Consider the following 19,965-nt stretch of genomic DNA (forward strand, 5'->3'; position numbering starts at 1 on the left):
TGGACCATTAGGCAGGTCATTCATCTTTATACCCCCAGTTAAAGTTTAATACTTTCCTAATCGGACCATCACTTCTCAACCAAACACTTAAACATACTCATTATTAACTTCTCAAGCATAACGGGCGTATGGACAAAGGCGCTATCGATGTGAAGGCGCTCAGTACGCTGATGGGCATCCTTGCCGAATGGCCCCACATTAAGTACGGGTGCCTGAAGTTTTTGCATATCGGCAAAGGGAATGCTGTAAGTATCGCCCCAGACTGGTGTATTTTTTTCAAAAGCCGTCCAGCCATCAGAGTCATCAGTATATTGAACATAGCTTAAATCGCAAAGGCCATTAAAATAATGAATTTGTTTGACTTCTTCATCAAACTTTCTGGCAGTTTCCTTCATTAATTTCACAGATTCGATGATAAGCGGATCATCGGACGAATTGACGGCTGGATAATATGGCGGTGCGAACAGCAATACAATGGCGGGTGAAAGCTCCTGACATTGTATCATCAATTTTTCAGCGATCCGCACTGATTTTTCCCGTTCATCCAAATCCTTGTTTCCTTTAACTTCACTCTTTATTTGCTCAACAAAACTCCCGCCAAATTTGCCCTCGGCATATGAAAGTAACTTTTCGTAGCGCAATACTTGTACTTCGCCTACACCTTCAATTTGTTCACGCAGACAAAGTTCTTTATAAGATTCATTGCATTTCATCGCTGCTTCGTTCGCAACCTGCTCGAATAGTCCCATTATTTCTGCAGCTGTTCTTTTCATGATGAACACATTATAAAGCGCGGCTGCCCGATAAGGTGTCTGTGTTGAATATTGTAGTTTTAGGTCTTTTTGCTGAAGAGATACTGGTAAAGGTGTTTCCTCGCCAAGGTCACTTTCCAGAAAAAGAGTGTTCCACTCCATGAGCTGCGTGAGAAACGAGGCTATATAGTTAGCCGTTATGCCCTTTAATGGCTCACCTACATGAGTTTCTTTCCCATAAAAAAGGGCAGCGGGCATAATTTTCCCCAAAGTTCCGGAATAAATATAATGATTATTATCACCCGGTTTCTGTGAAAAGGACGGTTCACTATTGAGAAACACTTTATAGGAAAGGTCATATCTATCACGTAAAGCCACAAGTTCTTTAACTGCAGCCCTCATTCCAGCAGAATTCACTTCCTCATCCGGAACCGTTAACAGCAGGAGATTGATCGGCCATTGTTCGATGCTTGCCTTTTCGATGATAGCCATATGAAGGGCAAGCCCCATTTTCATATCCATCGTTCCTCTACCAAACAAATACTTTCCTGATTCCAGATCAATGCGCGCTTCTTCCGGCAGATCATCTTTCCTACCATGAAGTTTTTTCGTGAGCTCCTCTGGTTGAAATGCAAGAGTCTCAAGGTCACCGTATTCTTCAGTATGAACCGTATCAAAATGACTAATTAAAACAACGGTCTCCTTGCTATCGGGATGTTTATAAAAGGCATTGACAAAATTCCTGCCTAAATCTGCCTCGTGAAGCGATAAATGTGCCGGATTCCTTTTAAAATAATCGAGCTCCCTTAATTTCTCTTGCACCTTATAAGGGAACATTCGCTCCCCTGGTGTAAGAGTACGGCTTTCCCAGCTAACAAGTTCACACAACAAAGCACGGAGCCTTTCTGGAGTACCCCATAGTAATTGACTCATTTCAATCCCCCTTCATCAATATTTGTACGCACCACCGGGCAGGTTAAACAGGTAGGACCTCCAGTGCCTTTGAAACTGATTTCAGTTCCTTTGTACTCATAAACTGTCGCTCCCGAATCAATAAGCTTTTGCTTTGTGTAAGCGTTCCCAGAAGGTATCACGCAAACCCGCGGAGCAATGGCAAGCACATTACAACCCAAGTTCAAGTACTCATCAATCGGCACTTCGATAAGCTTAATGCCTCGTTCAATAAGCAGTTTTCTGAAAAAGACAGGCATAAGGCGGGAATGAACTACCGCTAAATCATGGTCGACCATGCTGATGAAAGACATTAGATGGAGACACTCTGCCTCTCCTTGATCATGCGGAAGCTGAACTACGATAAATTCATCCACAAGATGTGCGGTCATTTCCTTTAATTGCCGAATGGCTTCAGCGTTTGTACGATAACCATGTCCGACAACCAAGGTCTTATCATCAAGCCAAACGATATCACCGCCATCCGCGACCGCATCACCCGTTAAATACCCAATGATCGGAATGTTTTTTTCCTTACAGTATTCCTTGTATACAGTCGCTTCAGGCTGCCTCGATTCTTTCCCCGACTTTAAAATAATGGCCCCTTGGCTAGTGAATTTGACTGGGTCATGCGCATATAAGGAGTCAATGCCAACTACTGAAGATGCTGGCAAATAATCGATGTTTGGGACATATTTCTCCAAAATGGATATAAAGTCACCAAACTCCGTTAGCGCTTCGTTGAAATCTGGCTCTTCCAGAAAGTTGAAGTTCCGCCATGTTTGACTTAAATGCTCTTGACTAATAAAAGCTTCTTTCGGATGTTTTACAATGACACGATCCAATGGTTTGTACATGGACGAGCAAAATGTCACTGCCTCCCCCTCCTTTTCCGCATATCGGAAAACGTTTCCGCTAATAGGAATTTTTCTTTTATTATAAATTTAGTTTTGGTATAATGTCAATATGTTTTAAATTTTCAAATAAATTAACTTTTTATTTAACTTGTATGGAAAGATAGGTGGTTTGTATATGCAATCAATTGACCGCGCCATGAACGTCATAAAGGTGCTGGTATCCAATTCTTCTGAAAACTGGCTGTCAATTACGGAACTTTCCCAAGAATGTGATCTTCCTGTCAGCTCCATGCATCGTTTGTTAAAGGCAATGTCCTTGCATGGATTAATTCAACAGGACGGGCAATCCAAACAATATGGTTTGGGGAATATTTGGCTCGAATATGGTTTACGCATGTATGACAAAATGGATTACATTAGTCAAATAAGGCCTGAACTCGAAAGGCTTATGAACAAAGTGGAGGAAAGCGTCTATCTAAGCCAACCAATCGGGATGGAATCACTCGTTATCGAAAGGATCGACAGTGAAAAGAGCCAAATCCGGGTTTATGACCAGCTTGGCTCACGTGTACCTATGCATATCGGGGCTGCCAATAAAGCGATGCTCGCCTATATGCCATATAATCAAACGAAAAAAATCGTCGATGCTCTTCTGCCAACTCAAGAAAGAGCAGCTTTTTGGGATATATTGCAAGAGACTAAAACGAAGGGACATGGAATCAGTCACAGTGAAAGAACAGAGGGAACATGTTCTGTTGCCGTGCCGATATTGAACCATTTTGGGGAAGTTCACGGTGCGGTGAGCATTGGTTTTGTCAGCTTTAACCTGACAGATGAAAGACTCGATTTCCTCATTAAGAATGTGATGGAAACTGGGAATCGGGTTTCTGCAAAATTGGGGTATAGGGGACCATGATAATAAGAGAGAAGTGAAGGATTATCGGATAAAACGAAAAGAAGATGAATCATTTCATCTTCTTTTCGCTTTATATTAATCGCTGCCGGTCACAAATAAATCTTCTTTAAAATAGGCGAGGACCTCGCCGGCCACCACTGGTTCGCCTTCCAATACCTCCAATGTTTCTATTTTCCCGCTGACACCAATATCAATGATTTCCACACTTCCATCTGCCTTCTTAATCTGAAATAATTGTTCCCATTCGTAAAATCTGGAATTTTTGGATATTGAAATTTTTTCAACCCTGCCATCACAAGGGCTAAGAATCACATCAACGTACATTTACATCATTCCTTCCTTCAGTATTCTTCAAAATGAAATGGGGTTTGTAAAACTAACCTAAGAAAGTTTTGGAACTCAGATATATCTTCTTGTTCAATGCCGAGGGTCGGAGCCCAGTACTGATCTAAATTAATATCATTGGCACAAAGCAGGATCATTCTTCCGCTTTGCATGGAAGTCACCATTGCTTTACCGAAAAACTGGGCCGAATATACAATGGTTACATCATATCTATAATCTTGTGACAATAAGCAATAATGATGAATAGCCTGGTTTTCTTTATTTTCGGAAAGAATATCAAAATTCAACGGATTGCCCCCTTTCTTGTAATCCATAATTCGTTCAGAACCTGATCCACCCCCGAAGCTGGGATGCTTCTGCTATTTTGCGAATCCCTTCAATATAAGCGGCCACTTTCATGTTCACGGAATATTTTTGTGAAGTATGGTAGACATTCAAAAAGCTGGCCGTTATCTTTTCCTTCAATCGTTCATCGACAAGCTCTTCCGTCCAGTAATAACCTTGATTGTTCTGGCACCATTCAAAATACGAGACTATCACCCCTCCTGAATTCGCCAAAATATCAGGGACTAGGACTATACCCTTATCATCGAGAATCTTGATCGCTTCCTTTGTCGTCGGCCCATTTGCAGCTTCAATCAGGATTTCACATTTTAGTCGTTTCGCATTATCCTTATTCACCACTCCGCTAATGGCTGCGGGAATCAGCACATCACACTCTTTTTCCAATAATTCTTGATTGGATAAGGAATCTTGGTATAAGTTCGAAACCACCCCAAAAGAGTCCCTGTTCTCCAAAAGGTAAGGAATATCCAATCCATTCGGATCATATAAACCTCCAAGCTCATCCGCTATTCCGACAACCTTGGCCCCCATTTCATGTAAATACAATGCTAAATGACTGCCAACATTCCCGAATCCCTGGATAATTACCCGCATGCCTTCAATCGGAATCCCCTTTAAATCACAAATCATTTGAAGTGTATATAATACGCCCTTGGAAGTGGCTTTTTCCCTGCCCTTCGATCCTCCTAATCTCAGAGGCTTTCCTGTAATGAAGCCAGGTGAATCGAATTCCCTGATGTGATCATATTCATCCAGCATCCAGGCCATGATTTGTGAATTCGTATACATATCTGGTGCCGGGATATCTTTTGTAGGGCCCACTATTTGACTTACCGCCCTGACATACCCTCTGCTTAATCGTTCAAGCTCAAATGAACTCATCTGTCTCGGATCACACACAATGCCGCCTTTTGCCCCTCCGTATGGAAGATCGGTTATTCCGCATTTCAAGCTCATCCATCCGGCCAATGCCTTAACTTCTTCAGGAGTGACATCCGGGTGAAACCGGATACCCCCTTTCGTTGGACCGGCTGCATCATTATGTTGAGCACGATACCCTTGAAACATCCTTGTCTCGCCATTATCCATTTGAATAGGAATACAGACTTCCAGAAAACGCATTGGCGCTTTCAAAAAATCAAAAACCTGCTCTGGATAGTCCAAAACATGAATCGCTTCTTTTAAGATATCCTGGAATTCTTGCAGTGGATTATCCAATTGACGTTTTTCAATAACCTTAATTTCCTCTGACATTTTAGCACCTCACTTTTATTCTTATTACTTATTAAGCAACTTTCATGCCAGCTTTGAGGATATTGTATGAATAGCACCATACCGCCATCTGTCCTCACCCATATCACACATACAATCATCAGGACATATGTATTAATTCATAAGCAATTCAGATTTGCATATGTAAAAAGTGATGATTAAACACATAAAAAAACGCATCCTTTTAGGATACGTCAGACTGTAGACAAACAGCGATAATAATACATTCTAACGTAGCTTCCAGGCACTCGCTTTACGCGGGCGGTCCTGGTGCCTCCTCGGCTTTCGCCTGCGGGGTCTCGCACCTTCCGTTCCAATCAACTTTGTTTATCCTTTAAATAGAACCCTTTTGCCTACAGTCTTATTTGTTTTTAAAAAAGAAGTATTAAAACTTGAAATCAAAAGGATACTTTCTAAACATGATTCTATTAAGTGAAATCGACTTTAAATGTTGTCATTTGGAGCATTCGAATCATTTGGTTCGTATAATTGTGGACGCCATTGATATCTCTTTCATTTATGACTTAGTGAAAGAAACAGAGGTAGGCCCAAGTATTGACCCAGTAATCAAGGTTAACCTGACAATCAATCAATCAATCAATCTACCCTATTTAACCGATTGATGCGTAAGACCATTGAAGAGGTAATACGAACGTGGCCTATGCTGGTTCTTAGGTTATGTCTCTACTACTTATGGAAATATTCGCTGATGCAAAAGAAAAGCCATGGCATGCTTTGGACAACAAGCGGACGTAAAATATTGTCAGTGCAGGCGACTCTTACATGAATATAAAGAAGATATCCAACTGGACAGGCAAGGGCCAGAAATGGTCGCGGTCATCTATTCTTATCCAATTAAAAATCAAAAAGGTTTCGGAATGAAACCATTCCGAAACCTTTTGAAGTCTATAAATTGAAGCATCCTTATCGGATGCGTTTTTCCTTGGAAAATCTCATAGCTGAATTTCTTCAACTTGGTATTGGGGCGGTGCCTTCCTGAATGCCTTTGTGATATATAATAGATAACAAAAACCAATAATGAACCAACTCGTCCCCATTATTAGGGAACTTGCCTCAAGGTTGATCCATAGAATGCCAATTGCTATAGCTCCAATTAAAGGCATAATTAAGTATTTAATACACCCCTTTATCGTTCGGTGCTCCTTTTCCCGAATGATAAAATGGCTGATCACTGAAAGATTTACAAAGGTAAATGCCATTAATGCACCAAAGTTAATCAGTGACGTTGCTGTCACTAAATCAAAGAATAAAGCCGACATTGAAATGACTCCAACTATGAGTACATTAATGGCTGGTGTCTTCCACTTGGGATGAATGAATCCAAACCATTTTTCCGGAAATACTTTATCACGGCCCATAACATACAAAAGACGGGAAACGCTGGCATGCGAGGCTAGTCCCGAGGCTAGCGTATTGACGAATGTCGTACAAAGAAAAATGGATTGAAATAGCTTCCCGCCTACATAAAGGGCGATTTCCGGTAATGCAGCATCCGGTTCCTTAAAACGGGATATATCCGGAAAAAAGAGCTGAATAAAGAAAGATGCGGTAATGAAGATGATCCCACCCCAAAGCGCAGTTAAAAATATCGCTTTTGGAATCGTTTTTTTCGGATCCGGCGTTTCCTCAGATAGTGTCGTTACCGCATCGAATCCCAAAAAGGAAAAACAAAGGATCGTAGCCCCGGTAATTATGGCCGAGAAATCCATCCCTTCATTTACGAAAGGCATTAATGTAAACACTTCTCCTGTACCTTCCCCATCATTTAAACCTTTGACAACAAGAATGATGAACACTGCCATGATGGCAATCTGAATTAAAACAAAAAGCGCATTAAAGTTAGCAAGCACATTGACGCTCCTGAGATTGAGAATGGTGACGATTGCTACGAACAATACTACCCAAATCCATGTAGGAACTCCTGGAAATAATGCTGTCAGATAAATTTTGGTCAACAATGCATTGACCATAGGTAAAAACAAATAGTCCAGCAACGAAGACCATCCTACCAGGAATCCTAAATGAGGGTTTATCGCCTTTTGCGTATAAGTGTAGGCAGAACCTGCAGCAGGAAAAACCTTTACAAGTTTTCCATAGCTGGCAGCTGTAAAAAGCATCCCCACCAATGCAACGATATAGGCAGTCGGCACATGACCACCCGTAATCCCAGATACAATGCCGAATGTATCAAATACGACCATCGGGGTCATATATGCTAACCCCATCATAACGATTTGCCATAATTTCAGTGATCTTTTCAATGTAACCTCATTTTCCACCTATCATTCCTCCTTGAAACCGCTTTCAAATCAGTGAGTTCAATTTCTTAACTAGAATAATCCCCATGCCTCCCTCTATTTTAAAAGTTTTACCTGTATACCTTTATGCAATTTCTGTGCCATATGATTTCGGTTTATTTCGACAAACGAAAAACGCCCTAATTCCTTTATTCTTACCCGCAAATGATTGATTCAAAGATATGAAGTCTTCCAGCATCATCTTCATCGGCGATTCATTTCCCCATAACTTATTCGCCTTTGCATACACAAAGCCCATGTTATCTCGTAAAAAATCTCATTAAATCACTCACAGTGATTTGGCATGGTAATTGCATGATTAATCATCTATAGGAATTCATTTAAATGAGTTTCAAAATTATTAAGCTATAAGAAAATGGAGGAATAGAAAAATGAAATATCCTTTATCACCTGATGTTAAACCGGAGTTTTGTACCACCGGATCATTTATGCGCTTACCTGCTTCAAGGGAAAATGCCAAATTGGCAGTCGTAGGTATGCCTTTCGATACAGCTGCTTCATTCAGGGTAGGAGCCCGGTTTGCTCCACAGGCAGTCCGCCAAGCATCCATGACGTTGTTTCCTTATCATCCCATTCACAAGGTATTTCCGTTTGACGAATGTAATGCAATTGATATTGGGGACGTGTCAGTTATTCCCCATAATATACATCGAAGCTATGAGTTAATTGAAAAAGCTATGGCAGACTTGATGAAAAACGGCATCATTCCAATAGGCATCGGTGGAGATCACTCAGTAACATTGGCTAATTTAAGAGCAGCCGCAAAAATACACGGCCCTGTTGCACTTCTTCATTTTGATTCACATACAGATACTTGGGATACCTATTATGAAGAAAAATACTGGCATGGTTCCCCATTTATCCGTGCATATGAGGAAGGCTTGCTCCAAACGGATAAAGTTTTCCAGATTGGCATCAGAGGTACGCTCAATCATCCAGGAGATTTAGATTCCAGTACAGAACTAGGATACAATGTGATAACTACGCCCGAGCTGAAGAAGAGAGGAATCGAAGATGTCGTGAAGGAAGTCAAGGAAACCATCGGGGATACACCATGTTTCTTGACATTTGATATTGATTTTGTCGATCCATCCTGCGCTCCTGGAACTGGCACATTGGAGGTCGGCGGTCTGAATAGTTTTGAAACCCTAGAGATGATACGCTCTCTGCAAGGATTCAACTTTATTGGATTCGACCTGGTGGAAGTCCTCCCGCCGTATGATCCAACACAAATTACATCACTATTGGCAGCCACCATCATTCATGACTTTGCCAGTCTAGTAGCCTTACAACTAAAAGAAGAAGAAAAAAAGGAGAATTCAGCCGAAAAAAGTTTATAGGACAAACACTGGCCATACAGGCCGATACTGTTAATCGATCAGAAAGATCCAAGCTAATGATATAAAAACTAAGTAGAAAATAAAAAAGTCCTGAAATTCAAAAAGCATCTGTTTATGAAAACAGATGCTCAGACTGTAGACAAATTCGAAGAAAGCGAATTTGTCTACAGTCTTTTTTCTTTAAAAATGTTCCAGCTGATTTCAGAAATCCGCTCCCTTTCCGCCGACTGTCTGCCAAGCTTCCTCCACGCAAGCGTCGCCAGCTATTCGGCAGGAGTGTCGCAAATTTCTTCAATTGAGGGTCATAAAACAGAAAAAAACATTAAGGATCATCTAATCTTCCTTTAAAATCATGGTTCTATGTGAAATCATTCCGAACCCCCTTTTGTCGACAAACTGAGCATCTTCTTAAGTGAAAGCAGATGCTTTTTTTTATGTCAACTTTTACTATAGTAGTACTGCTATTTTCACTGTAAATAATGTCATATCGGGTAGGGAAAATTGGCTCCTCCTCCTGTTTCCGGCGACATAAGGAATCAAAAAAACACATCCCATCTGAAAGAGTGGAATGTGTCTTCATTTTATTCGTCTGATTCTGACCCAGGACGATTGTATTGTGTTGGCAGGGTGTCCCAAAAGCTTGCATCGACAGTTTCAATTGAATCATCGGCAAGAGCTCTTACAGCTGCATCCAAAGTGGTTACTGTTTGCTTAATGAGATAGCCATTACTTTTTTGTCCTAGCGCTACTGACTCCACATTGTGGTCCGACATACCTCGCATCTCAAAGAGCAATGTGGCAATATCATAACGGACGGCTGCACCATTACGGCCTATATTTTCTCCAGAACCGCCATCATACCTGCCAATATGCCCCCAACCAGTTGGTTCAATGGAGTTATATACGACAGCACCCAGTTTTTTTGAGGCTTCTAACACTTCAGGCTTTACGTTCGCGTTTGTAGGATAAAGAATCGAACCTGAAACAAGTTCACCGTCCGTTTCGCTTAGCGTCCCTTGATGGTGTAAATCTATCATGTAATCTATATCGTATTTCGCAAATACATTTTCGTGTAAAGCTTTTACCTCTACTTGCATGGAATCAGTTTCTTTAGCATGCTCACGATTCAAGTCGATCCCATTTGCATTTGCCCGTGTTAGATGCCGATCACCTTTTGCTAAATAGTCATCAAGAGGGAAATTAACATCTCCCATGGCCCCATCTGCATTTAACATGGGAATGATCAGTATATTAACATTTTCCAAAATGCCTTTAGTCTTGTTCGTGCCTAGATGTTTAATGAATTCGAGTGCGCCCTCGGTAGTCAGTTGTTCATTTCCATGCTGTTGCGTTAAAAATAGTATAGTAGGATTCTTAGGATTTGACATGTACTTCGCGAGGTAAATGTCCCTTCCTTTTACCGTTTCCCCGATTACTTCCAGTGCCAGCCTTTCTTGTTTTGCATCCTGTGTTTCAAGATAGCTTACCAGGCTTTCATATGTATGAAGATTTGAAGTTGTCACTTGTCCATTTCCAGCACTGGGGCCATTTCCAACCGCTCCGACTGGCACCGCAACAGCTGTTACTGCGCCTAACGTCATTAAACTAGATAATGAAACTGATAGAACTTTCTTTTTAAAATTCAATAAAAACCCTCCTTATAAAATATAATGATCAAAATATAACTATTAATAATATTCTGACATTTTTACTACTTTATGTTAATAGTCAAAAATGACTATGTTTCCAAATAGTTTTCTCCTACACTAATAAATTGTCAAAGGCGATATTCAAAAAACTATTTCTGTTTGCCGTAACCGATCATGAAGAAAAACCAGGCGGGCACCCGTCTGGTTACTAAGTTGATAAAACTATCAATTTTTATTATTGCCTGCCCTCCGTCAAGGGAATTGACTCGTATTGTTCCGGATTGATTTTATATACTGAACCATCAGTAACTCCATCAATTATTCCATATAACCCTCTTTCCACTGCTTTAATGAGCATGCCTTTTTTCTTTTGGCCAAAAGACTGTGTTTGACCCCTGACTTCAAAGAGCACTGTCCCGCTTCCATTTAAAGCAAAGGCTCCTAAAGCCGTTCCAGGAAGGTTTTGGTTTTGCGGATACAAGGATATATTCCCAAATGGAGAATTACCTTGTGCTTTCATGGCATTATATACCGCCACATTCAATTGTCTGGAAAAATCATAATTATAGTTTTTTGCATATTTGGCATAATCTTGTCCTGAAGGCGAGCTTGGATCAGGAACAAATTGAGCGGAAATCGAGTAGGTGACTAAATCATCCGTTCCATCAACTTCGTAATAGGGAGCTTGGTGATGTAAGTCCACAAAAATCTCCACCTTTCCGTATTGCTTCAGTAGAGACTTGTAAACATCACGTGTTGTTTGTGATTCAGGTGTAATGAACCAACCAGGGGTGGATGATTTTCCAGGGAAGTCTTTAGCTTGAGGAGTATAGTTTAAATCAGGATTAAAATCACGATTGACATCGAAGCCAGGTTTGGACTCATAATCGAATGATTCATTTTTGTATGTATAATAGTTCCAGGATGGTTTCGCTCCTGCTAACTGCGGAAACTGTTCCACGACCTCTGCCCAGGTCATATCATTTCCCCGACGGTTCAATTCAGCAGCATCCGGATTAATTTTAGGCAAAGCCACTAGGGTAATTTCTTTACGAATTTTCTCCGCTTCAGGAGAATTGGTCCCCAAAAACTTCAAAATATTCAAGATGGCATCCGTACCAGTTTTCTCATTTCCATGAATCTCACTTTGAATTAAAACGACTTTGTCGCCAGTCCCCACGGTTGCTTTATAGATTTCTCTATTTCTATTGGAATATCCAGCTACATCCACTTTTACTTTACCTTGGCTATCACTCGCAATTTGTTCTAGCTTTTTCCCTAGTTCAGCATGATCTGTAAAACCTGAAACCGAATAAGTTTGTTGAATGGGTGTTCCCGGGGATGTTTCATTAGCTGCAAATGCTGGTGCCGCAATACACGCCGATAAAACGGCAACTCCCAGAGTTGAAATAACTTTCCTGTTTTTCATATGACAACAATCACTCCCTTAGACTATTTTTCTATTTCATTATACAAAAAGGAAAAGTGGAAATATGTTGGAATTTGATGTCGTATTATGGCTATTTTATGATGCAGGCACCTGCTTTAACTATAAGTTAGGTGCTGCACTAATAAATACTCTTTTTATATTAGCTGTGTAAAAATGCATATTTTCCCACAACCACGATCCCCGACATTGTTATCTCGGATCGTTGTTGCAGAATGCCTTTAACCATTTATATATGTTGACTATGCATTTAGTCGAATTGATGATTTGTACTATAACATCACATTACGTTATAATAAAAGAAAAAAAATAAGAGAAAGGGGAAAATATGAAACTCAACACTCATAGTTCTACGCCATTATATATGCAATTGAAACAATCTATTATTGAAGATATAAACAAAGGGATTTACTCTCCTGGCGAAAGATTACCAACTGAAACAGAATTATGTGACATATATGGAGTTAGTCGCATTACTGTTAGAAAAGCTGTTTTGGACTTGGTGGAAGAGGGTCTTCTAATACGTCAACAAGGAAAGGGAACATTTGTCCAATATCCTAAAGTAAAAAGGGAACTATTTGCTGTTAATGGTCATGCTGAATATATGTCAGAATTAGGGAAGATACCTCAAACTAAAATCCTTTCATTTGGGACCATACCCGCACCGGCTAATATTTCTAAATCCTTGGAGATTACTCCTGAAAGTGATGTTCTTGAATTACAACGGATCTTATACTATGATAATCAACCTCTCACCTTAGAAATTTCTCATTATTCCTTAAAGGTTCTGCCTAAATTAAATGAACATGTCCATAACTCCGTTTCCATGTATGACATCATAAAGCATAAATATAATATAACTCCTGTTCATAACACGAAACTTTTAAATATGGTATTGGCAAATGCAGATGAAGCAAAATTTTTAGAGTGCGAAGTGGGAGATCCCCTTTTCAAAGTGGAGAAAGTGGCATTTGACGCAAAGAAGCAGCCCATCCATTCCTCCTTCTTATATTATCCTGCCAATCGCGTGACCTTTACGATTGATAGTTCCATGTCGCAAGAAAAAGGTAACGAATCCCCGTCCTAATCCGGGATCTCGTTACCTTTTTCCATCTATAAATCATGCTAAACCAGTATATGGTCAGGAATATATTCTTTACCATACCCAAAAGCTCCATAATCCTGACAGGTTTGGGAGGCAACTAAAGCTCCTTTTTGTAAAGCTTTATTTACATCTTGCCCTTGGACGTACGATGAGAGAAAACCAGCAATAAATGAATCTCCCGCCCCCAATGTATCCACAACTTTGGTTTGGATAATAGCTTGCTCATATAATTGATTTTCAGTTGATAAAATTGCTCCCTTCTCCCCACGAGTAACACATATCACTTTTGTGCCGAACGAATGCACCTTTTGAATCAGTGCATGGCACTCTGCAGTGTTTAAATTACTTCCTGAAAAAAATGCATAAGTCACATACGGACAAACTTTTTGTAAATAGTGTTCTTCTTTATTTGTCGAAAAATCAAAAGAAATGTCAATAAGTTGGCTTAATATTGGGAGGTTATGCTCTATATGGCTATAAACACTTGTATGAAGAAGGTCGTGTTGCCGAATATAATCCAAATCCTCGTCATCCAGTACAATCCCCAATCTCGATTGAATTCCCCCTCTATTGGAACCAATGAAAATTCGGTCCCCGTCCTTATCCAACGCGACGACGGCCATACCATTCTCTCCTACTGCTTGTCTTACTCTACTAATCTCCATCTTTTCCTTTTGCAATACCTCCAACACATGGTCTGCCGCCCCATCATTTCCTACAATGCCAATATATGAAGATTGCTCTTCATTTAAACGATTGTACATTACTGCCACGTTTAATGAATTGCCGCCGGGATATATCTTTCCTTGGTCTTTATAAAAATCTACTACGTTATCCCCAATTCCAATTAGCTTCATGCCTGTTCCCCCTGTTATCATTTTACACTTCCACTAGCAATTCCACGGATAAAATACTTCTGCATGAATAAAAATAAAATGACGATAGGTGCCGCTGAAATCGTTAATCCAGAAAGCAACACTCCCCAATCGGTTTGCAATGCATCTCGGAATTGCATTAAACCGGCAGGTATCGTACGCAAACTATCATCGTCTATAAAGATGATGGCGAACATGAATTCATTCCATGTATAGTAAGCTGTTAAAATTACCGTCGTTAATAAAATAGGTTTACTCATGGGAATGAAAATCCTAAAAAGGATTCCAAGGTTTGTGCACCCATCCAGCCGGGCAGCCTCTTCCAGTTCTTTCGGAATGGACAGGAAGTAGGCCCGAATCAACAAGATGGTTAGCGGAATTCTGTATGCTACATAAGGTAAGATTAACGCCCAATGGGTGTTATATATCCCAAGCTTCTGAATGATATTATACAAAGGGATCAGGCTTACTTGGGGAGATAGCATCAAACCGCCTAAGCATATGACCAAAATGAAAGCCTTTCCACGAAAATCAAAGCGAGACAATCCGTATGCACCTAACGCACTCACTAAAACCGTTAGAATACAAGTCATGCCAGTAACCATGACACTATTTAAAAAGTAGGAAGAAATCCCACTATTCCAAGCTGTAACATAATTTTCAAACAACCATGTATGAGGAAGTGACCAACTATGGTTGAAAATTTCCTCAGTGCTTTTGAAAGAACTGATGACCATCCATAATAAGGGATATGCAACAACAAGAAAGTAGGCGATCAAACCCGCATAAACAAGCGCTATTCTCATATTATAGGTTTTTCTTTTTCTTGCATACTTTAGATTTTCCACAACTAATTCCGGTATTCTGATCGTTGATTTAGGCATCTCCATTATTAATCCCCCTTTCCTGTTTTAAATATTTTCATTTGAACAAGAGAAATAAGTAACGTAATGATTAAGATAACCGTTGCTATGGCAGAAGCATATCCCATCATATCTTTTGAAAAAGCCGTTTTATATAAATAGGTACTCAGGACTTCCGAAGAAGTTCCCGGTCCCCCTCCGGTTAAGATATATGGCTCGTTGAACACTGTAAAGGCACCTGTCAATGTTAATATTACGGCTACAAATGTCATTTCCTTTGTTGCTGGAACCGTAATGTGAAAAAACGTTTTTATTTTATTCGCTCCATCCATTTCAGCTGCTTCATATAGTTCAGGTGAAATTTTTTGAATGGATACGATATATAACATGGCTATATAACCTATTGATTGCCACTGTGAGACAGCAATGACTGCATAAATTGCCGTTTCACTATCACCTAACCATGGCAGTGCTAAATTATTCAATCCAATCATTTTAAGAAACTGATTTAACAATCCTACTTCCGGGTTGTAAAAAAATGAAAACAGCAAGGCGATGACTGTCATTGAAACGACGACTGGTAAAAAATAGACTGTTCGAAATATAGGTGAAAATTTACGGATTAATTTATCTTCTAAAACAGCTGCAACAATTAACCCTCCAAAAACCTGGAAAATAATTGAAATGACTGCATAAAGAATATTATTTTTTAAAGCTTCATAAAATACGGGATCTTTAAATAAAGTAAAATAGTTATCCATCCCTACAAATGCTTTATCTGGTGAAAATGTACTCCAATTATACATACTATCGCCAATATTCTGGAAAATGGGAATATAAACAAGCAATAAAAAAACCAAGGCTGGAAGAAGATATAGATAAGGTACAAATTTATCGAGTTTTATCATTAAAATATCACTCCCTTAATAAACCGGAAAAATGATTTCCCCTTATTTCCTCGCTTCAAATCTAACGGTATCAGCAGCTTTTTGAACATCACGCATAATTTGTTTAGGTGTTTTATCTCCATTTAACATCATTTGTGTTCCTGTTAAATAGGCATCTGCAATACGCGCATCAATGCTCATGTCAAACCATGGGGCCATTTCTTTTGTGTTTAATATGCTTTGAACCGCTTCCAGCTGTTCCGGGGAAGAATTATTTTCATTCACCGTACCTTTAACTGCACTATACTTGCCCACATCAGTGACTAGTTTTTCTCCCATATGTTTAGTGGTTAGAAACTTTAAAAACTCCATCGCTTCTTTGGGATGCTTTGTCTTGGAAGAAATCATAAAGCCTTCAGGCGATCCCGTTAGATTTGTTTGATTACCCTTTCCTCCTTCTACCTCAGGAAAGTTAAACATTCCAAGTTCAAACTTAGTGGGTCCAAATAACTTGATCTCTGCCGTTTCTGCGTAAAACATAGGTGCTTTTCCATTTGAAAATTGCTGCCTTGCATATTCATGATCTATTGAATTAGTATTCTCATTAAAATAAGGTAACAACTCTTGGAATTTCTCAAGCGCTTTTATGTAGCCGTCATCCTTGAATTTTCCGGTTTTTCGATTATAATCCATTGCCAGCACTTCCGGACTAACCAGACGTTGATTCAATGTGCCCACATAATGGGAAATTGTCCAAGTATCTTGACTGCCGAATTGAAGAGCTGTGTAATCATTCTTTTTTAACACTTTTAATACATCGATAAATTCATTCCAGGTTTTAGGTGGGTGTATGTTCAATTTTTCGAAGACATCCTTGTTATAGAAAAACATTTTCCCATCCATAGTTACGGGGACACCATATACCTTATTATTAAATGTATATGGTTTGACTTGGGATGGAACGAGTTGAGAAGACCATGTCGGATCGTTTTTATAATAAGAAGTTAAATCCAAAGCTTTATTGCCTCGCACAAACAGACTGGCAAATTCATCACTCCAAGAGAAATAAACATCTGGTGGATTATTTGTACCTGTCATTACTTTAATTTTGTCTTTATACGAATCGTTTAGGACTGCTTCGGTTTTAATATGGATATCGGGGTTTTGTTTTTCAAATTCTTTTACAACTTCATTAAAGTAAGTTTTTTCCGGTTCCTTTGGCCACCTATGGAAAAATGTTAAGGTAGTTTTTCCAACATCTGATTCTGAAGATGTTCTTTCACCAGAACATCCCCCAAGCATTAAAGATAAACTTAAAAATGATGCGAATATAAGTTTTGTCTTTCTCATGAATACCCTCCTTTTTATAAATGCTTTTATCATCAGGAAATTATACTATAATGTTATAAAACATTATAGTATAATTCGCAAATAAAATATACAGAATATTAAGTTTTCTTCAATTATCAGTATTCTACTTTCCACATATAACGCCTTTTGCTTAAAGGATGATTACGGGCTTCCGCTAATTCTTCTGCATATTGACGTAATACACGATTTAAGATAAGCGGTGCAATATATCCTTTTACTTCTTCATCAATACCATCAAGATCATACTGTTTTGCATCTAACACCGTTAGCTTTTTGCCATAACGCTGTGAAAAAGCTAATGCTCTTTCTTCCAATGGTCTTGTTTCATCCAATCCCAATAGAATGATGAACGGTACATTTTCGTCAATAATTTCAAATGGTCCATGGAAGTACTCACCAGCATGAATGGCATGTGAGTGTATCCATTGCATTTCCATTAAGATACAAATGCTGAACGAATAGGCTGTCCCATAGTTCGAACCACTTGCCATTGTATAGATAACAGGTTCTTTTGCATGAGATTGTGCGAATACCCTTGCATTGGAAGCCTCTTGCTCAAGGGCTTTCTCATACACTGGCTGTAAGTTCTCCAAACTTGATACTAGTTTTCCAAACTTTTCATTGTTCTCCACCATATGAAGTACACCAAAAACTAATTGATATAAAACACTGAGGTTTGTATCGAAGGCGTTTACACCATTACCCCATTCATATTTAATATACACGTCCGAATTTTGGGCCAATGGTGATGCTGGTTCGTTCGTTAATGCCACTGTAAACGCACCTTTATTTTTTGCAAACTTAGCCGCTTCAGCTGTTTCAGGAGTTGTTCCGGACATAGAGCATAAAATCACTAAAGATTCCTTCCCTAGTTGTTGTGGATTGCGATGTATAAACTCATTTGAACTATACAGATCGGAGGTTATATTATTGGCTTCACGATCCAGTATATACTTAGCTGAATACATAATGGCAGATGATCCCCCGCATGCTACCAAATAAATATTGTTAATTTTCCTACCCTTTAATTGATCCAATACTGTTTTTACATTACTTTTTACATTCATAACCGATTTACTCATTTTCCCACTCCTTTAATATTTGATATACAACATTATGTAATGTTATATATTGTTATATTAAATCATCAACATTCTTTAGTCAATATATTTATCAGAAAATTTAATTTACTCCCTTTCCATGAATCAGTTAGCTGCTGAATTGCGGTTTTACCATCAAAATTTTCATGGCAAATTATTTTGTTTACAGATTATTTAACGTCCACTAGAACATCAAAAATGATGGACCCCATTCTTACTTCTTTCTAATTTTCCCAACCATTAATAATAACAATGGCAGAATAAAACAAATCGTTAAGGATAATGGTGTCCAAGCTGTAGCCATAAAGTTTTGATAATGTACGATATCGGGATGCGAAAAGATGGTAAAAGTAAGAATTAGAAAAGCTAATGGGAATAGAAGTATTTTGTAATTTTGTATCCCCAGCAATTGAGCTAGTCCCAAGGCGAGTCCATAAAAACATATGGTCAACTTAAAATACTCTGTAAAAACCCATATGAAGGCCACAATGACCTCGACCCTTTCAAAAAAATCACCGATGCTTATCCTCATTCCCAGTTTATAAGAAGGGTAGGTTAACCTTGCTGTATTATCAGCACCCACTACGAGGATACAGAAAAGGATCACTAAGAAAAGAACGCCGCCACCTAATATAGTCCCTAAATAAAAGCTTTTCTTCATTTGAGCCTTTTCATGTACATATGGAGTGATCATCAAAAAGAAAACAAGCTGGACATAAGGCAGTGCTAAAGAGTGATATGATCCCTTCATTATCGGTTTCATGCCTTCTTCAAATATAGGTTGCAAATTTTCGATTTTGATATCCGGGATAAGAAATACGAATAAAATGAAAAGCAGCAGTACAAGCCAAGGAAAAAAGATTAATGCAGTCCGGCAGATAACTTCCAATCCTAGCCGTGCACCAAATAAGCTTGTTATTATAAACAAGATCATAATCATTTCCATAGGTGTCTCAACCAGAACCTGTGATGAAAAAAAATTCCCAATTTCACTAAGTAACGCTGAAGAAAGGTAATATAAATAAAATAAGAATAGCAGTGCAGAGATCTTCCCGATCCATTTCCCAAATATTTTTTCATTAACTTCTATATAAGTCATGGATGGGTAAAGCGATGCGAGCCGGGTAAATAAGAAAACGAAACATAACCCGATGAGAGTAGCTATAATATAGGCAATCCAGCCATCCTGTTTTGCTAAAGAGACAAGTACGGAAGGTAAAGTAAGTATCGCTCCTCCTATGGTGAATATGATGACCATTATAAGAAATTCACCAGAGCTGATTTTTCCTTTTTCGAGCATATCGATACCTCCCTAGGATAAAATACGATCCAAGAAATGAGCGAGTGGACTATATATTTTCGTTATCCAATCTATAGGAGTGGGAATGGTAACATCCTTGATAATTAAAATACTCAACGTCATGCCAACTAAAAGCAATAAAATGAAAATGACAATTTCCTTCCAGCACTTCTTTTTAATAAGGGGTGGTATTTCGAAAAATGAAATAATAGCTCCCGTACACACAGTTCCAATAATTGCCCACATTGATC

Annotated in this window: 21 protein-coding genes; 5 read left to right on the forward strand and 16 right to left on the reverse strand. The window is 39.0% G+C overall.

All coding sequences use genetic code 11. The annotated features are described in order from the left end of the window. Positions 1-68: 68 nt before the first annotated feature. Both J7I90_RS12030 and J7I90_RS12035 read right to left on the reverse strand, forming a co-directional pair. Positions 69-1,685, reverse strand: a complete 1,617-nt coding sequence (locus J7I90_RS12030) for a M20/M25/M40 family metallo-hydrolase (RefSeq protein ID WP_214771891.1) — start codon at positions 1,683-1,685, stop codon at positions 69-71. Continuing rightward, positions 1,682-2,560 carry a dimethylarginine dimethylaminohydrolase family protein gene (locus tag J7I90_RS12035; RefSeq protein WP_214772158.1) on the reverse strand — a complete coding sequence of 293 codons (879 nt, stop codon included), beginning with the start codon at positions 2,558-2,560 and terminating at the stop codon, positions 1,682-1,684. The genes J7I90_RS12030 and J7I90_RS12035 overlap by 4 nt, the downstream gene beginning before the upstream one ends. A gap of 175 nt (positions 2,561-2,735) precedes the next feature. Here J7I90_RS12035 and J7I90_RS12040 point away from each other — a divergent pair, with 175 nt between their 5' ends. Then, positions 2,736-3,476 carry an IclR family transcriptional regulator gene (locus tag J7I90_RS12040; protein WP_214771893.1) on the forward strand — a complete coding sequence of 247 codons (741 nt, stop codon included), beginning with the start codon at positions 2,736-2,738 and terminating at the stop codon, positions 3,474-3,476. A 75-nt stretch (positions 3,477-3,551) separates the two neighbouring features. On the opposite strand, the gene J7I90_RS12045 is transcribed toward J7I90_RS12040, so the two are convergent. From J7I90_RS12045 to J7I90_RS12055, 3 genes are read right to left on the reverse strand one after another with little or no spacing between them, the layout of a single operon-like run. Further along, a complete protein-coding gene (locus tag J7I90_RS12045; RefSeq protein WP_048687574.1) occupies positions 3,552-3,800 on the reverse strand; it encodes a biotin/lipoyl attachment domain-containing protein in 249 nt (82 codons plus the stop codon). 17 nt (positions 3,801-3,817) lie between these two features. Further along, positions 3,818-4,108 carry an SAV0927 family protein gene (locus J7I90_RS12050; RefSeq protein WP_034307765.1) on the reverse strand — a complete coding sequence of 97 codons (291 nt, stop codon included), beginning with the start codon at positions 4,106-4,108 and terminating at the stop codon, positions 3,818-3,820. Between the two features lie 34 nt (positions 4,109-4,142). Next, on the reverse strand, positions 4,143-5,420 hold the full coding sequence (locus J7I90_RS12055; RefSeq protein WP_214771895.1) for a Glu/Leu/Phe/Val family dehydrogenase: 1,278 nt from the start codon (positions 5,418-5,420) through the stop codon (positions 4,143-4,145). Between the two features lie 410 nt (positions 5,421-5,830). Here J7I90_RS12055 and J7I90_RS12060 point away from each other — a divergent pair, with 410 nt between their 5' ends. Then, complete coding sequence (locus J7I90_RS12060; RefSeq protein ID WP_214771897.1) at positions 5,831-6,061, forward strand: hypothetical protein; 231 nt, start codon at positions 5,831-5,833, stop codon at positions 6,059-6,061. A 330-nt stretch (positions 6,062-6,391) separates the two neighbouring features. Here J7I90_RS12060 and J7I90_RS12065 read toward each other — a convergent pair whose 3' ends face one another. Both J7I90_RS12065 and J7I90_RS12070 read right to left on the reverse strand, forming a co-directional pair. Further along, positions 6,392-7,738 carry an APC family permease gene (locus tag J7I90_RS12065; protein ID WP_053535505.1) on the reverse strand — a complete coding sequence of 449 codons (1,347 nt, stop codon included), beginning with the start codon at positions 7,736-7,738 and terminating at the stop codon, positions 6,392-6,394. A gap of 103 nt (positions 7,739-7,841) precedes the next feature. Then, entirely contained in the window at positions 7,842-8,015 is a 174-nt protein-coding gene (locus tag J7I90_RS12070; RefSeq protein WP_214771899.1) for a hypothetical protein, read from the reverse strand. Between the two features lie 133 nt (positions 8,016-8,148). Here J7I90_RS12070 and speB point away from each other — a divergent pair, with 133 nt between their 5' ends. Further along, positions 8,149-9,117, forward strand: coding sequence for an agmatinase (gene speB, locus J7I90_RS12075; protein WP_214771901.1), 969 nt, complete (start codon positions 8,149-8,151; stop codon positions 9,115-9,117). A gap of 114 nt (positions 9,118-9,231) precedes the next feature. Then, the gene (locus J7I90_RS12080) at positions 9,232-9,465 is read left to right on the forward strand and encodes a hypothetical protein (RefSeq protein WP_214771903.1); all 234 of its coding nucleotides are present in this window, start codon (positions 9,232-9,234) and stop codon (positions 9,463-9,465) included. A gap of 233 nt (positions 9,466-9,698) precedes the next feature. Here J7I90_RS12080 and J7I90_RS12085 read toward each other — a convergent pair whose 3' ends face one another. Then, a complete protein-coding gene (locus tag J7I90_RS12085) occupies positions 9,699-10,763 on the reverse strand; it encodes a M14 family zinc carboxypeptidase (RefSeq protein WP_251025243.1) in 1,065 nt (354 codons plus the stop codon). 238 nt (positions 10,764-11,001) lie between these two features. After that, complete coding sequence (locus J7I90_RS12090) at positions 11,002-12,195, reverse strand: M14 family zinc carboxypeptidase (RefSeq protein ID WP_214771905.1); 1,194 nt, start codon at positions 12,193-12,195, stop codon at positions 11,002-11,004. 346 nt (positions 12,196-12,541) lie between these two features. Between J7I90_RS12090 and J7I90_RS12095 the strand changes: the two genes are divergently transcribed. After that, on the forward strand, positions 12,542-13,300 hold the full coding sequence (locus J7I90_RS12095) for a GntR family transcriptional regulator (RefSeq protein ID WP_214771907.1): 759 nt from the start codon (positions 12,542-12,544) through the stop codon (positions 13,298-13,300). Positions 13,301-13,338: 38 nt separating this feature from the next. Here the strand turns inward: J7I90_RS12095 and J7I90_RS12100 are convergent, their stop codons facing one another. The 7 genes from J7I90_RS12100 to J7I90_RS12130 all read right to left on the reverse strand — a co-directional run bounded on the left by J7I90_RS12100 (position 13,339) and on the right by J7I90_RS12130 (position 19,960). Further along, positions 13,339-14,175 carry a PfkB family carbohydrate kinase gene (locus J7I90_RS12100; RefSeq protein WP_214771909.1) on the reverse strand — a complete coding sequence of 279 codons (837 nt, stop codon included), beginning with the start codon at positions 14,173-14,175 and terminating at the stop codon, positions 13,339-13,341. 17 nt (positions 14,176-14,192) lie between these two features. Then, positions 14,193-14,999 carry a carbohydrate ABC transporter permease gene (locus tag J7I90_RS12105; RefSeq protein ID WP_250211001.1) on the reverse strand — a complete coding sequence of 269 codons (807 nt, stop codon included), beginning with the start codon at positions 14,997-14,999 and terminating at the stop codon, positions 14,193-14,195. An 86-nt stretch (positions 15,000-15,085) separates the two neighbouring features. Then, positions 15,086-15,964 (reverse strand): carbohydrate ABC transporter permease, encoded by an 879-nt coding sequence (locus J7I90_RS12110; protein ID WP_214771913.1) that lies wholly within the window; start codon positions 15,962-15,964, stop codon positions 15,086-15,088. 42 nt (positions 15,965-16,006) lie between these two features. Next, positions 16,007-17,293 (reverse strand): ABC transporter substrate-binding protein, encoded by a 1,287-nt coding sequence (locus J7I90_RS12115; protein ID WP_214772162.1) that lies wholly within the window; start codon positions 17,291-17,293, stop codon positions 16,007-16,009. A 116-nt stretch (positions 17,294-17,409) separates the two neighbouring features. Then, positions 17,410-18,396 (reverse strand): SIS domain-containing protein, encoded by a 987-nt coding sequence (locus J7I90_RS12120; protein ID WP_214771915.1) that lies wholly within the window; start codon positions 18,394-18,396, stop codon positions 17,410-17,412. Between the two features lie 232 nt (positions 18,397-18,628). After that, a complete protein-coding gene (locus tag J7I90_RS12125) occupies positions 18,629-19,714 on the reverse strand; it encodes a GerAB/ArcD/ProY family transporter (RefSeq protein WP_214771917.1) in 1,086 nt (361 codons plus the stop codon). Between the two features lie 12 nt (positions 19,715-19,726). After that, positions 19,727-19,960 (reverse strand): hypothetical protein, encoded by a 234-nt coding sequence (locus tag J7I90_RS12130; RefSeq protein WP_214771920.1) that lies wholly within the window; start codon positions 19,958-19,960, stop codon positions 19,727-19,729. Positions 19,961-19,965 lie beyond the last annotated feature (5 nt).

This window comes from Bacillus sp. ISL-57 (genome assembly GCF_018613135.1).
In the GTDB taxonomy this organism is placed as follows: domain Bacteria; phylum Bacillota; class Bacilli; order Bacillales; family DSM-1321; genus Peribacillus; species Peribacillus frigoritolerans.